This window comes from Blastopirellula marina (assembly GCF_002967715.1).
GTDB classification, from domain to species: domain Bacteria; phylum Planctomycetota; class Planctomycetia; order Pirellulales; family Pirellulaceae; genus Bremerella; species Bremerella marina_B.
In genome coordinates this window covers 226517-239242 of the sequence record NZ_PUIA01000017.1, presented here as the reverse complement: position 1 = coordinate 239242, position 12726 = coordinate 226517, and the positions used below count along the sequence as shown (strand labels likewise).

Genomic DNA, 12726 nt, shown 5'->3' with positions numbered 1-12726 from the left:
CCCAGGTGAAGGCGATTATACGGCCCCTTAATTCGATGCACAAGCGGCATAAGGGGTTGCCATTGCGGACTGCTCGCGCGGTTGTCTAAGGGGTGGAATGGACCGGTAAGATGGTCCTTATGGGCACGAAGATGCCTCAGTTGTCGTCCAACAGCGGAAGTGGCTGATAAGAAGATTGGAAGAAGAATGATCCAGGCAGCAGGTCTCGCCCGAATGCGAGACCTGCTTGACTGCCCGTGCGACTATCGGATCCATGCCGCGTTCTGGTCGCGGGAAAGATCGGCGTGCGAGAGATCGCCGGACGGTTTTTCAGATAGGTTTCGTGCCGAGAGAGACTTGTTTTGCCGGGAATCTGCGATTTTATGGACACCGTAAAGCACGGCAAACACAGCAGCCCAGGCCACGGGATAAAGCAGCACGCCCACACCCAGGACCATGGCTCCCAAAATGGACCAGAGAGCTCCGACCGACAGTAAAAGGATTCCTAATTTCATAACACTTCATCTCCCTGGCTAATTTGTGGCCATTCCACTCCTCAGAATGCCCGTCCGACTAACCTGCGGAAAAGACACCTTCGTTATCAGGCTTCTATGGTAAGTATAACTGCAAAGGCATCTCGGTGGCTACAGAAATATTCTCTGCAAATCGGGGTCCAAACGGCTAAGGTGTTAGTAGAAACAGACATCTTGTCGAAAATTGTTGGTTAGCTGGCTGGGTTTTCCGGGCTGAGGTCGGTTATTCTAGGCGGACACTTAGACCCACCAGGGAGGAACTCCGATGACCGACACTGCGGAAGCGTCGAAGCCAGACAACAGCATGCGTGGCCTGATACTTATTCTGGTAGGTATCGTTTTGGGCGTTCTATTGGGGCTTTTCTATGGAGAGTCGATGTGGATGGCCTCGGAAGGGCCTGAGAAGGAGCTGACCCGGCTCGAGAAGACGATCGAGCAGAAACAGTCGGATGCTGCCAAGTACCGCGAGCAGGCCAAAGAGACGGACGATCCCCAGATCGCCCAGCGGTTGACCAAAGAAGCCGATCGTCTGGAAGGACAGCTACCGACGATCCAGGCCCGCATTGATGACACGAAGAAAACCGTGGAGGCTGTCGAGGCCGACAAAAAAGCCGGCAAGCTAGGCTTTGCTCAGTCTGTCTATATCTTCTGCGAGTTCTGCGGTGACCTGTTCCTGCAGGTGTTGAAGCTGCTGGTCATTCCGTTGGTCATCACCAGCATGATCAGCGGGATCACCTCGCTGGGTGATATTCGGAAGATGGGACGCGTGGGGCTCTCGACCATCTTCTACTATTTCAGCACCGGGGCGATCGCCGTGTTCATCGGGATCGTGCTGGTCATCATCATTCAGCCAGGCAATTCGGCCGATGATACGTTCGCCTTTCGCACCGAGACGGTCGAAGCGAAAGAAGGGCAGACCACCATGGAGGTCTTCCTCGATGTCTTCCGCGGCCGCGAAGGGGACCCCGGCAGCGGCATGTTTCCCTCGAACTTGTTTCTGGCCGCAACCAACACCAACGTGCTGGCGCTGATCGTCTTTGCCATCGTCTTCGGAGGCGCGCTCACCACGCTGGGCGAAGAAGGGACCCTCGTCATTCGCTTCTTCAATGTCTGTAACGAAGCGGTGATGAAGATGGTGCACATGGTGATGATGTTTGCGCCAATCGGCATCTTTGGGCTCGTTAGTTCGAACATCGCCAAGAATGGAGGTGGGGCTGGCTTCCTGGAACAGCTTCAGGCAATCGGCTGGTACGTAGCAACGGTCGTCATTGGGCTGTTGATCCATTCGCTTGTTCTGGCCACGCTGCTGGGCGTACTCGGCAAGCGAAACCCTATGACTTACACGTTCAACCTGCTGCGAGCTTTGCTAACTTCCGTCAGCACGGCCAGCAGCGCGGCGACGCTGCCGGTCACGATGGAATGTGTGGAAGAAAACAACAAGGTCTCGAACCGCGCCGCCTCGTTCGTTTTGCCGCTGGGTGCCACCATTAACATGGACGGTACGGCGCTGTATGAAGCGGTGGCGGTGATTTTCATTGCGCAGACGCTAGGGATCGATCTTTCAACGGCTGATCTCGTGATCGTATTCCTCACCGCGTCTCTGGCTGCCGTGGGTGCCGCTGGCATTCCGGAAGCGGGCCTGGTGACGATGGTCATCGTGCTGCAAGCGGTTGGCCTGCCGATGACAGGCATCGGTACGATCCTGGCGATTGACTGGTTCCTCGACCGGCTACGAACGACCGTCAATGTCTACGGCGACGCGTGCGGTGCCGGAATCATCGATACGATGGTTGTGCAGAAGCAAGCGGCGGCGGAGCCTGCACCGGAAGCGGCCTAAAGCTTGGATGGATCATCGCGGAAGCCGAGCACGCGGCGGATTTCCGCGGGGCTGGTGATGCCGCTGGATAGCATCGCTTCCGCTTGCGACCAGCGCGTGAGCATGCCAGCTTCAACGGCCCAGGCCTCGATTGAAGCGGAAGTGGCCGTCTCGAGCGACAGCTGCGAGAGACGATGCTGGTGCGGGACGAGCCACTCGGCCAGCAGCGTGCGTCCGAGATAGCCGATGCCGCGGCACTTCTCGCAGCCGCCGGGCTGTTTCATTCCTGCGATGGCAAAGCCGAAGCGTTGGTCCTCTTCGCATGGTATCGCGCACTCGCAGAGCGTTCGCACCAGGCGTTGATGCAGCACCCCCAGCAGGCCGCTTTGAATCATATAAGTCGGAATCCCCATGTCGATCAGCCGGCGGATCGCTTCGGCCGCACTGCCGCTGTGGAACGTGCTGAGCACCAGCTGCCCCGTGAGACTGGCCTGCATGGCCGTTTCGACCGTGACCGGGTCGCGAATCTCGCCCACGAGGATCACCTCGGGGTCTTGCCGCATCAGGCTGCGCAGGCCGGTTGCGAAGTCGAAGCCGGCACTCGGGCGAATATGGCTTTGTGAGATGCCAGGGATTTCCGACTCGATCGGATCTTCCAGTGTGACGATACTGCGTCCGCCCTGCTGCTCAGTCGCGATATGACGCAGGCACGCATAGGCTGTCGTCGACTTGCCGCTGCCGGCGGGGCCAGCGACGAGGATCATGCCGGAGGACTCTTTCAGCAACGCTGCGAGGTCGTCGGCAATGCTCTTGGGCAGGCCAAGGTCGCTGATGTGATGCAGTTCGTCTTGCTGCCAGAGGATACGAATGACCACCCGTTCGCCGTGCAGGGCAGGGAAGGTACTGACGCGGACTTCCTGCCCGAACGTCAGATCGCTGACGCGTCCTTCTTGGGGGATATCGGTGCGGTAGGTCAGAAGGCCGGCGAGGATCTTCAGCCTGGCCGCGGCGTCGGTCTTTTCGCCGCGAGGAATGTCGCCGAGCGTTTGCAGCACCCCATCGATGCGAATCTTGATATGGTATCCGCTAGTTGTCGGTTGCAGGTGGACATCGCTGGCCCGTAGTGCCAACGCCCCTTGGAGCAGCCCGGCAACGATCCCTTCGGCGTAGGCATCTGCCTTGGGGTCTTGCTGGAGTAGCTGCTGGTGAAGTTCGGTCAGTTGCATCGTTTTATCTGGCGCTGAGGAACGAGAGGCTCTATCCTATCGTCGTCTGCCACACGAGCACAAACAACCCGACCGCGAAACACCACCACGCAAACCAGTGCAGTCGCCCTCGTTGGACGATTTGCAGCAAGGCGATCAGCGAGCCCCATCCCACGGCAAACGAAACCAACGCTCCCAATAGAAGCAGCCAGGCTGGCAGGCCGTTGTCGGCATCGGAGGACGCGGAAAGGGACTTGGCCAGTTCCAAAACGATTGCCCCCAGGATCGCCGGTACTGCCATCAAAAATGAGAACGTCGCGGCACCTTCGCGGGAAAGTCCCAACGCCTGGCCGCTGCAGATGGTCGAGCCGCTACGGGAAATGCCGGGCAAAATGGCGAAGGCCTGAGCACAGCCAATCCACCAGGCCTGGCTCAACAAGGTCGCTTCGTACGTTTGTTCACGCTGAGGAAGTCGCTGCGAAAGAAGCAGAATCGCGCCGGTTATCAGAAGACAGATACCGGCTACCAGGGGCGATTCGAGCAGGTCATCGGCATGGGTGATTTTCAACCCGATCGCGGCAATCACGGCCGGCATGGTGGCCACGGCCAATAGAAATAAGATCCGCCAGTCTTTGGTCAACGCTTCGAATAGTTGCTTGCGGTAGACCACCAGAATCGAGCCGAGCGTGCCGGCGTGCAGCACGATGTTGAGTTCGACCAGGTCGAAGTTTTCGGCATCGGCCCCCAGCAGCGTCGCCAGAACCACCAGATGGCCTGACGAACTGATCGGCAGGAACTCGGCGATGCCCTGCACGATGGCCAGCAAAATGATTTGCCAAACAGGTAAATCCACGGAAACACGACCCTCACGCGGCGGAAGAAAGTTTCTCTATTCTCCGCCGCACCTAAGGGGTAAGGGGTGAAGGGTATGAGAAATGTGACTTCGCGATGCGCTTTCAAGCGGTAAGATCCGCAGAACCGTTACAGGCAGCGTCCGGTTAGTTCGCGGCTTTCTTTGTGGGCGCGGGAACGGGAGCGATAAGATTAGACGGACGAACTTCAACGTAGCGAACGACGGTTCCCAAACGCCCAGAACCGTGGGCATCGATCAGCAAACGATACCGGCCAGGCTGCTGTGGCAACTGCACCGGAATGTTCACCTGCCCAGCCAAATTGGTCGTCAAGCGTGGCTGCCAGAGAATCGGTTCCGGTAAAAGCTGTTCTGCTTTGTTCAGGCCATCGTTAGAGCGAGCCATCAGGCGTTCCGCTGACTTGGCATTGCTGGCCTCAGGTTGAGGCTCGTTTGCGCTGGCACTCGCCGGGGCTGCCGGAAGAGGCATCGCGTCGGGCTCTGTTTGAATCGAACGCGCCCCGCCGCCGAAGTCACCCCGGCCCATACCGCCAGCGGGATTCGACATGGTACCAATGCCGGGGGCGCTGATGCTGCCTCCCATTCCGCCGGCACCGGGCATCGGTTGAGCGAAACGCGCCGGGCCGGAACGCAGTTCGACATGAACCTTCTGCGGCGATGGTTGGCTGCCGCGTTGCATTTCGACGGCTGGGAGCAACTGACCAGAGCTCTCGGCCATGCCGCCGGGCAGCGAGGTATCCGCCGCGCTTTCTTCTGCCATCGGGGTAGCAACATTTTCGGCCATCCAACTGGTTGCTGGCTTTTCTGCGAGCTCCTTCGGAGCGTTAACAGCACGCGATGAATCCATATTCTTGGGTTCGTTCAGTGCGACCATCTCTGGCCTGCCGGCAGTTGGGGCGGTCATTTCTGGAAGTGAGAGATTGAACGAGAAGATCCCCCACAGGACGGCACCCAGGGCGACCAGGATGCCTGGCCCCCAGACGCGGATCTTGGGCAGACCTTGCACGACGGCCAGGCCGATCAAGCAGACCACCAGGATCCCGCCGGCCACGGTCAGCATCCAACTGGATGTCTGGCGAATACCTTCCAACTGCGATTCCCAGTCGGCATGGATGGCGGCAAGTGCCTGTTGGTACTGCGACTGGATCACCTTCTTGTTCGATCGCCGCATGACCGGCAACTTGTCTGGCGAGACGGACGATAACGCCTCGGCTTCCTTGGAGGCCTGAGCGATCATTTCCGGGGTTTCGGGATCTGTCGCGGGTGGATCTTCCTTCCAGGTCGAAAGAGCCAAGACCTGATCGAGCCAGCCGCTGTCTTTCTCAAGATCTCGGATGTTCTCGGGTAGGGGGGCAGCCCCGGCGGGAACTTGTACGCGGCGATTGAAGAACCATTCTCCTTCGAGGCCAATCGGCTGCTGCGATTGGGGCAGCAAGTCGGACATGCGTTCCATTTGCACGCCTAACGTAGCCTGAGCAGGGCTGGCGTATTCGTCCTTCACGCTGACGTGCAAGTTCAGGCTTTGCCCCGGATCGGCCTGGTCAGGCAGTCCGTCGACGTCGATATCGTACCGCTGCACAGGAATACGGTAGATGATTCGTTCGGCGATTAACTGTGGCTGTGCGCCTGCGTTTTCTTCGTCCGGCGAGGGGACGCTGAAGAGCTGTACCCGCTGGGCCCCGCTGGCTTCGGCTGGCAGATCGAGTTGCACCGGCTGGGTGATCGGGGCGTTGACGCCCACTTCCCACAGGTTGTGCCCAATGGTGTTGTAGCCGTCGTTGGCCACCAACGCGAGCGTGCTGTTGGGCTGGGCAACGCGGACTTCGACTTCCAGCGGCTGGTTCGACAAGGCGACGCCGTTGTTGACCTGCAAGGCAGCCGGCAAGGTCTGAGCCTGGGCGATTTGTTCTTCGCGCGGAGCCTGGTTCTCTTCGACTACTTCCACGGTGTAGTCCTGCATCGGCTGCGGGACGAACTCGAAGTAGCCGTAATCTTGATCGGGCTTATCCGTTTCAGCGACTTGTCTGGCCTCGGCACCACGAACCTGTAGCTGGGCGCGTCGTTTAGTGTCTTGGTCTCGCGTGGCCAGGTAACGGACACGATTCGACACGCCAGCGACCAGCTTGCCCCCTTCCGGCATCGCGGCAATCTGCGAAGGAGCAATGTCACTGTAGGCGTCCACAGCATCGTTCGCAAAACCTCGGCCATAATTGCTTGCGCTGATCCGAACGAGATCTTCACTGTCACTCGACTGGGCATCGATCACCGGCAGTGCACGTTGCTGGAAGAAGTTTTGCAGCTGCGGACTTTGTACGCCCAATTCGACATTGTCAAAGTCTTTGGATGCCGGGACTTGCAGTTGCCCTTGAGCAACCCCTTGGAGCGTCGACGTTTCAGCACTGGCGATACGATTGAGGCCGCTTTGGTTGGGCAGGCTGTAAACGAAGTCGACATTGGCAGGCTGATCGCGATTGGTTTGCGGATCGAGCACCACCGCGCGGAAGTTGACCGTTTCGCCTGGGGCGGCGATCTCGCGGTCGGTTTGTAGTACGGCGATTGGTTTAGGAGGGGCGGCTTTGACGTCGACATCGAGCTGGCTCTTCGCTTGCTCGTGCCGAGCAACCACTTCGAGCTTCGCCGCGTACGAAACCTCATCGGCCGGAATCTGGCAAGTAACCTGGCCGTTGATGGCCTTGGTCAGACCGTAGTAGACGGTTGCCCCTTCCGGGTTTTTGAACGTGTATTCGACTTCAGCATCAACCGGCTGGGCGTCGGCATTCTCGATCGAAACGAAGAAGTCGTTACGAACTTCGGCCGCCATCAACGAAGGACCGGTTACTGAAACGCTGAGGAAGTTACTGGCCAGGTTTTCTTTCTGTTTGGCCAGAGCGAGCGTTTGGTCTTGCTGGTCGATGCTCAGCATGGGGTAGCCGAGCGCGGCAATGAGTAAACAGGCTGCCAGCGCCGCAACGACCTGCAGCGTGCGCGAGGCCCAGGTTGCCGCTGGCGTTCGCGGCGATGGGCGATCGTCTTCGGCTTCGCGTTTCCACTGGTCGTAGTTGGGAGGCTGCTTGCTGGCCTTGGCGACTTCTCCCAGCAGTTCGGTCTGCTCTTTGAGCTCGGCGTATTCGCGCGCCAGCTGCCCGTCGGAACTGATACGATCGACCAGCTCTGCGGACTCTTCGTCCGAGAGTAGGCCATATATCAGTTCCAGCATCTGCTGCTGGAGTAATTCGCGATCGTCCATTGCTCTGTGAGGTTCTGCTGGGTGCGACTTGCCATCAAGGCTACTCGCACAATCGTTAACTTACAAAGGATTCTTTCGGGGTGACTCTTGCGGGACCAGGTGCTCTCGCAGGTGCGCGAGGGCCATTCGCATCCGTGTTTTGACCGTTCCGAGGGGAATGGAAAGGGCTTCGGCGATTGCTTCGTACGTAAGGTCTCCGTTCTGACGAAGTAGGAAGACCTCCCGTTCTTCGTCACGGAGCTCTGATACGGCAATCCGTAAACGTTCCATTTGCTCGGACCTGTGGGCATGATGCTCGGGGGTCGCCTCTTTACTGGGGACGACTTGCTGTTCGTCCCCCAGTGCCTGGCGCTTGCGTCTCCAAGCGGTCATCCGCATGTCGCGACCCGTATTCACGGCAATGCGGAAAATCCATGCCCTTACGTTTTCTATTTCGGGTAATTGCTCACGGTTTCGCCAACACTTGATAAAGGTCTCTTGGAGGGCATCATGGGCGTCGTCCATGTTGCCCAAAAGGTGGTACAGCGTGCCCAATAGTTCCCCGTGAAGACCCGAAAAATGGGTCTCCAACGTATCCCCACGGTTTTCCGTAGGGGGGGTACTGCTTGCGCGACGCGAATGCTCCACAATGGGCCCTTACGCATAGGTAGACGAGACGACCAGCCAAAACGATTCAGACTGGGCACCGATTTTTTAACAGAATGGTTGCGATTTAACACCAGATTGGCCGGTTTTATGGGTTAATGTCGGTCTGGTTCTCCCGGAATTCTAGTCTGGTGGCTTGCTGGGGGCCCCCCTCGCTCAAAATAATAAACATATATGTGGCCAGAAACTGACAAAACGCAACAACTCCTGCAAGGTGCCCGAGACGGGGATACTTCCGCGAGAGATGCGTTGCTCCAGCGGCATCGCGACTCGCTGCGGCGCATGATTGAAATGCGTCTGGATAAGCGTATTCAACAGCGTGTCGACGCTAGTGATATTGTCCAAGAGGTTCTGGTCGATGCCAATCGCCGCTTGGCCGATTATCTCGAAAACCCGAAAATGCCATTTCATTTATGGCTGCGACACATGGCGAAAGATCGAATTATCGACGCCCATCGCCGTCATCGGGTCAGTGGAAAACGAAGTGTCGACCGCGAACAGAACATGAACGTCGGATTCAATATGGATCAGTCGTCGGTCGATCTGGCTGCCCAGTTGTGCGATCAGAATACAACGCCGGGGGCGGCCGCTACCATGCAGGAGCTGCACATACGCTTTCAAGCGGCCATCGATCAGTTGGACGAGCAAGACCGTGAAGTCGTCATCATGCGACACTTCGAGCAGCTCTCGAATCAGGACGTCGCTGCGGCGCTCGAACTGACTCCGGCAGCGGCCAGTATGCGTTACTTGCGGGCCATTCGCCGCCTGCGATCACTATTGGGTCCGACGGCTGTCGATGAGTAATTCTTTCTGAAGTCAACGCTTAAGCATGGCCACCGACCGAGATGAAATCGACGAACAACTGGCCGAGCTTCTGGATGATTTGACCCAGCGCGTGCAGCGCGGCGAAGCGGTGAATCTGGAAGAAGTCACCCAGGAATATCCTCACCTGGCAGAAGATCTGAAGGAAGTATGGGGCGCAGTGATGCTGGCCGACGCGGTCGCGCTCAACATTTCGATTACCAGCCCCGGCTCTGGCGAAGCGCCCATTCCTGAAAAGCTCTCGCAGCTGAAACTGCCGCTGCGCTTTGGCGATTACGAACTATTGGAGGAGATCGGCCGCGGCGGTATGGGGGTCGTTTACCGGGCTCGACAGGTGAGCCTGAACCGCATTGTGGCGGTGAAGATGATCCTCAAGGCACAGCTTGCTTCCGAGGACGAACTGAGCCGCTTTCTCGCCGAAGCGGAATCGGCCGCGCGACTGAGCCACCCGGGAATTGTTCCGGTGTACGAAGTGGGGCAGCGCGACGGACGGTATTACTTCAGCATGAAGTACGTCGAAGGAGAGACACTTTCGCAGCGACTGGCCCGCGGCCCGATGCCGGCGAAGGAAGCCGCACGGATGATGCAAATCATCTCGAGCGCCGTTCACGAAGCGCATCAGCACGGCATTTTGCACCGCGATTTGAAGCCTTCGAACATCTTGATCGACAAGAACGGTAGCCCTGTCGTGACCGACTTTGGCCTGGCCAAGCAGGTTACCAGCGATGTCGACAGCATCACGCGGAGCGGGGCTATTATCGGGACGCCTGCGTTTATGGCCCCAGAGCAGGCCAGCGGCGATCGTGGGGCGGTTGGCATTTGTAGCGACGTATATGGCCTGGGCACGATTCTGTTTGCCATGATCACCGGACAGCCTCCTTTTCAGGGAAGGACGCCGGTCGACGTGCTGCTGAAGGTCTTGGAACAAGATCCGCCGCTACCGCACGAAGTGAACCCGAAAGTTGATCGCGACCTGGAGATGATTACGCTGCGTTGCTTGCAGAAGCCGATGGATCTGCGTTATCCCAGTGCCGATATGCTTTGCCAGGACTTTGAAGCGTACTTGAACGACGAAGCGATCTCGGCTCGCAGTGGCCAGTTCTTTCAAGTCGTCTCGCGCTTGTTTCGCGAAACGCATAACGCCCAGGTGCTGGAAAACTGGGGACTGTTATGGATGTGGCACAGCCTGGTGTTGTTTATCTGCTGTGTGATGACGCAGTTTCTGCAGTGGAACAATGACGGCCATCGCTGGCATTACATCGCCATCTGGACGGTGATTTCAGGAATCTGGGCCGCGTGCTTCTGGTACTTACGCCGTCGTATGGGGCCGGTCACGTTCGTCGAGCGCCAGATCGCGCATGTGTGGGGGGCAGGCATGATCGGCGTGGCATGTCTCTTTCCGATAGAATGGTTGCTAGGGCTAAAACCGCTCGAGTTGTCGCCATTGCTGGCGGTCATCTCGGGAATGGTCTTCCTCATCAAGGGCGGCATTCTGACCGGCTGGTTTTACTTTCAGGCGATGGCCCTTTTTGCGTGCAGTGTGCCCATGGCGTTGTACCCAAGTGCTGCCCATTTAATTTTTGGCGTCGTCTCGGCCGCCAGTTTCTTCATCCCAGGTCTGCAGTATTACCGGCAACGGTTACGCGTGCAGCGAGAACTTCCTTACCGCCCCGCAGGCTCTACTTTTGGAGAATGAGCTTGCCAGATTTGGTCTCGCACAAGCGATAGATCGCGTCGCCATGCTGAATCCAGACTTCTTTCTCCCCGGCTAAGATCTCTTCGGACGGGATGGTGCGTTTCAACATGTTGATTGGGTCGCTGGTCGGCGCAGGTGTCTTTTGTTCTTGATCCGAGGTATTCATGCGAAAGCTTTTCGAGGCATACGAAGCGGGGAGGGTACCGAAGGAAATTCGCTGATGTCGTTGACACTGGCTAACGCTCTGTTAGGTTATAGCGATATTGATACTCGGTATCAACCTCTGGGTGTGAAAACGCTCATATGCGAACTGTTTGCCCTATTGTCCGCCAGCGACTTCCGTCGGCCAGCTGTCATTGCACCACTTCAAGCGGAAGTAATTCCGCAATGCGAGGGGATTTTGGCTGGAAAAAGATGTGGGTTAGCTGCGGCCTTTAACTTCCTGTTAAGGGGGACGGCGATTGGTCCTCGTGACACCGTCGCAATTCTAAAATCGATTCCTGGATCGCGGCACTTGGCCGTGAATGAGGTGACTCAGCCATGATCGATCGAGGATTGCAACTGATGACGCGGAACCCGGTGGAAGCGAGTGTGGTGTTGGCGCTGGGGATGGCCCTGACACTGATGTTGTGTTCGGGTTGCGGCGGTTCGGTCGGCGAAATCACGGGACGAGTGACGCTGGATGGACGTCCGCTGGACGGTGCGATGATCACGTTCAAGCCTGTGGGAAATCCCGAGGCGAAGGAATTCTCGACCGAGGTGAACCGTGGCTCGTTTACGATTGCCAGCGGCCGTATCGCTCCGGGAGACTATTACGTGATGTTGGAATCGCAGCAGCCAGGGGCTGGTGCGATGATTGAAGGGGTGCAGCGTGGCGAAGGAATCCCACCACCGAGTGCTTTCGTTCCCAAGATATACGAGAAGAAGGGTGCGCTGAGAGCCAAGATATCTGCCAACGGCGAAAACTACTTGACGTTTCAGCTGACCTCAGGCGGCTATTAGCCGTACCAAGTTTAAGAATCCAAGCGATGTGCGCATCGTCACCAATTCTCTCCAGCAGAAGCCGTGAGCGGACTGCTTGTCGCAGAGCAGTCCGCCGCGGTTATTTGCCTTACTCTTCATCACTTCTGACGACAAACGTTTCCCAGCCGTCGTAGGTTCCTTCGAGCGACTGAGCCAATTCAAATAATTCGATCGTGATCTGATCGATCGAGGCCTGGTCGACATGATCGACGCGATCGATCTGAACGCCAAAGGGATTGGGTGGTTCTGCGTTGGTGTCTAAGCTCTCCTGATCGACCTCGTACCCTTTTTCCTGAACCGAGACGATGAACTGAGCTCGCGCTTGTTCACTCGGGAAATAGGCCCAGTGCGAAACGACTCGCTCTTGCTCTAAGCTATCTCCCGCTTCAAGTAGGCCTTGCAGCACTGAGCTGTTGGACATCGACTGCATCTCGTACGGCGATGGGAACATGATTTCAAAGTAGAACCCCCATTCCGCATCTTCCTGGCAGCTACTTCTCAACTCGTAGGTGGAATATGCTTGCATGACTGGGCCTAAAGCGACATCAACCCCTTCAAAGGTCGGGCTGTAGAAAACCACGGCGCGTTGCCCGTCGTGCGTCATGCAGCCAACATGGACGGCATCTAATCCTTGTTCGATCGCCTCGACGATGGCTTCTTCAAGGGGATTGATGGCGTCGAACTCTTCATTGGTCGTCATCCCGTATTCATCAGGGTTTTGCAGTGCAATGGATACCCTGACAAGCCATGTCCGCTGTGGGTCAGGTGCATCGTCGACAATGCCCATGTCCAAAAGAATGGAGGTGATCGAATCTTCGATTCGCGTGATGTAAGCATTCCAATCGTCTGACACGTTCTTGCCTCCTGACGGCGAAAGAAAAGGGTGGAG

At 57.5% G+C, this 12726-nt stretch carries 11 protein-coding genes; 4 read left to right on the top strand and 7 right to left on the bottom strand.

All coding sequences use genetic code 11. The features are described from left to right. Nucleotides 1–242: 242 nt before the first annotated feature. On the bottom strand, nt 243–494 hold the full coding sequence (locus tag C5Y96_RS06935) for a hypothetical protein (RefSeq protein WP_105351313.1): 252 nt from the start codon (nt 492–494) through the stop codon (nt 243–245). A gap of 283 nt (nt 495–777) precedes the next feature. On the opposite strand from C5Y96_RS06935, the gene C5Y96_RS06930 reads away from it, so the two are divergent. Next, complete coding sequence (locus C5Y96_RS06930) at nt 778–2349, top strand: dicarboxylate/amino acid:cation symporter (protein ID WP_105351311.1); 1572 nt, start codon at nt 778–780, stop codon at nt 2347–2349. On the opposite strand, the gene C5Y96_RS06925 is transcribed toward C5Y96_RS06930, so the two are convergent. The 4 genes from C5Y96_RS06925 to C5Y96_RS06910 form a co-directional block, all read right to left on the bottom strand. Continuing rightward, complete coding sequence (locus C5Y96_RS06925) at nt 2346–3554, bottom strand: GspE/PulE family protein (protein ID WP_105351309.1); 1209 nt, start codon at nt 3552–3554, stop codon at nt 2346–2348. The genes C5Y96_RS06930 and C5Y96_RS06925 overlap by 4 nt on opposite strands. A 31-nt stretch (nt 3555–3585) precedes the next feature. Beyond that, nucleotides 3586–4386, bottom strand: a complete 801-nt coding sequence (locus C5Y96_RS06920) for an undecaprenyl-diphosphate phosphatase (RefSeq protein ID WP_105351307.1) — start codon at nt 4384–4386, stop codon at nt 3586–3588. Between the two features lie 145 nt (nt 4387–4531). Continuing rightward, nucleotides 4532–7651 (bottom strand): hypothetical protein, encoded by a 3120-nt coding sequence (locus C5Y96_RS06915; protein ID WP_105351304.1) that lies wholly within the window; start codon nt 7649–7651, stop codon nt 4532–4534. A gap of 60 nt (nt 7652–7711) precedes the next feature. Then, nucleotides 7712–8155, bottom strand: coding sequence for an RNA polymerase sigma factor (locus C5Y96_RS06910; protein WP_105351826.1), 444 nt, complete (start codon nt 8153–8155; stop codon nt 7712–7714). Nucleotides 8156–8470: 315 nt separating this feature from the next. Here C5Y96_RS06910 and C5Y96_RS06905 point away from each other — a divergent pair, with 315 nt between their 5' ends. Both C5Y96_RS06905 and C5Y96_RS06900 read left to right on the top strand, forming a co-directional pair. After that, nucleotides 8471–9100, top strand: coding sequence for a sigma-70 family RNA polymerase sigma factor (locus C5Y96_RS06905; RefSeq protein WP_105351302.1), 630 nt, complete (start codon nt 8471–8473; stop codon nt 9098–9100). Between the two features lie 25 nt (nt 9101–9125). Beyond that, nucleotides 9126–10814 carry a serine/threonine-protein kinase gene (locus C5Y96_RS06900; protein ID WP_105351299.1) on the top strand — a complete coding sequence of 563 codons (1689 nt, stop codon included), beginning with the start codon at nt 9126–9128 and terminating at the stop codon, nt 10812–10814. Here C5Y96_RS06900 and hemP read toward each other — a convergent pair. Beyond that, the gene (hemP, locus tag C5Y96_RS06895) at nt 10798–10980 is read right to left on the bottom strand and encodes a hemin uptake protein HemP (protein WP_105351297.1); all 183 of its coding nucleotides are present in this window, start codon (nt 10978–10980) and stop codon (nt 10798–10800) included. The genes C5Y96_RS06900 and hemP overlap by 17 nt on opposite strands. A 374-nt stretch (nt 10981–11354) precedes the next feature. Here hemP and C5Y96_RS06885 point away from each other — a divergent pair, with 374 nt between their 5' ends. Further along, nucleotides 11355–11816, top strand: a complete 462-nt coding sequence (locus C5Y96_RS06885) for a hypothetical protein (protein ID WP_105351292.1) — start codon at nt 11355–11357, stop codon at nt 11814–11816. A 109-nt stretch (nt 11817–11925) separates the two neighbouring features. Here C5Y96_RS06885 and C5Y96_RS06880 read toward each other — a convergent pair whose 3' ends face one another. Further along, the gene (locus C5Y96_RS06880; RefSeq protein ID WP_105351290.1) at nt 11926–12690 is read right to left on the bottom strand and encodes a DUF695 domain-containing protein; all 765 of its coding nucleotides are present in this window, start codon (nt 12688–12690) and stop codon (nt 11926–11928) included. Nucleotides 12691–12726: the final 36 nt, after the last annotated feature.

Excerpts from the sequence above, each read along its gene's own strand:
- C5Y96_RS06930 (WP_105351311.1), top strand. The coding sequence starts at position 778 with ATGACCGACACTGCGGAAGCGTCGAAGCCAGACAACAGCATGCGTGGC.
- C5Y96_RS06935 (WP_105351313.1), bottom strand. The coding sequence starts at position 494 with ATGAAATTAGGAATCCTTTTACTGTCGGTCGGAGCTCTCTGGTCCATT.
- hemP (WP_105351297.1), bottom strand. The coding sequence starts at position 10,980 with ATGAATACCTCGGATCAAGAACAAAAGACACCTGCGCCGACCAGCGAC.
- C5Y96_RS06910 (WP_105351826.1), bottom strand. The coding sequence starts at position 8,155 with ATGGACGACGCCCATGATGCCCTCCAAGAGACCTTTATCAAGTGTTGG.
- C5Y96_RS06900 (WP_105351299.1), top strand. The coding sequence starts at position 9,126 with ATGGCCACCGACCGAGATGAAATCGACGAACAACTGGCCGAGCTTCTG.
- C5Y96_RS06905 (WP_105351302.1), top strand. The coding sequence starts at position 8,471 with ATGTGGCCAGAAACTGACAAAACGCAACAACTCCTGCAAGGTGCCCGA.
- C5Y96_RS06885 (WP_105351292.1), top strand. The coding sequence starts at position 11,355 with ATGATCGATCGAGGATTGCAACTGATGACGCGGAACCCGGTGGAAGCG.
- C5Y96_RS06925 (WP_105351309.1), bottom strand. The coding sequence starts at position 3,554 with ATGCAACTGACCGAACTTCACCAGCAGCTACTCCAGCAAGACCCCAAG.
- C5Y96_RS06915 (WP_105351304.1), bottom strand. The coding sequence starts at position 7,651 with ATGGACGATCGCGAATTACTCCAGCAGCAGATGCTGGAACTGATATAT.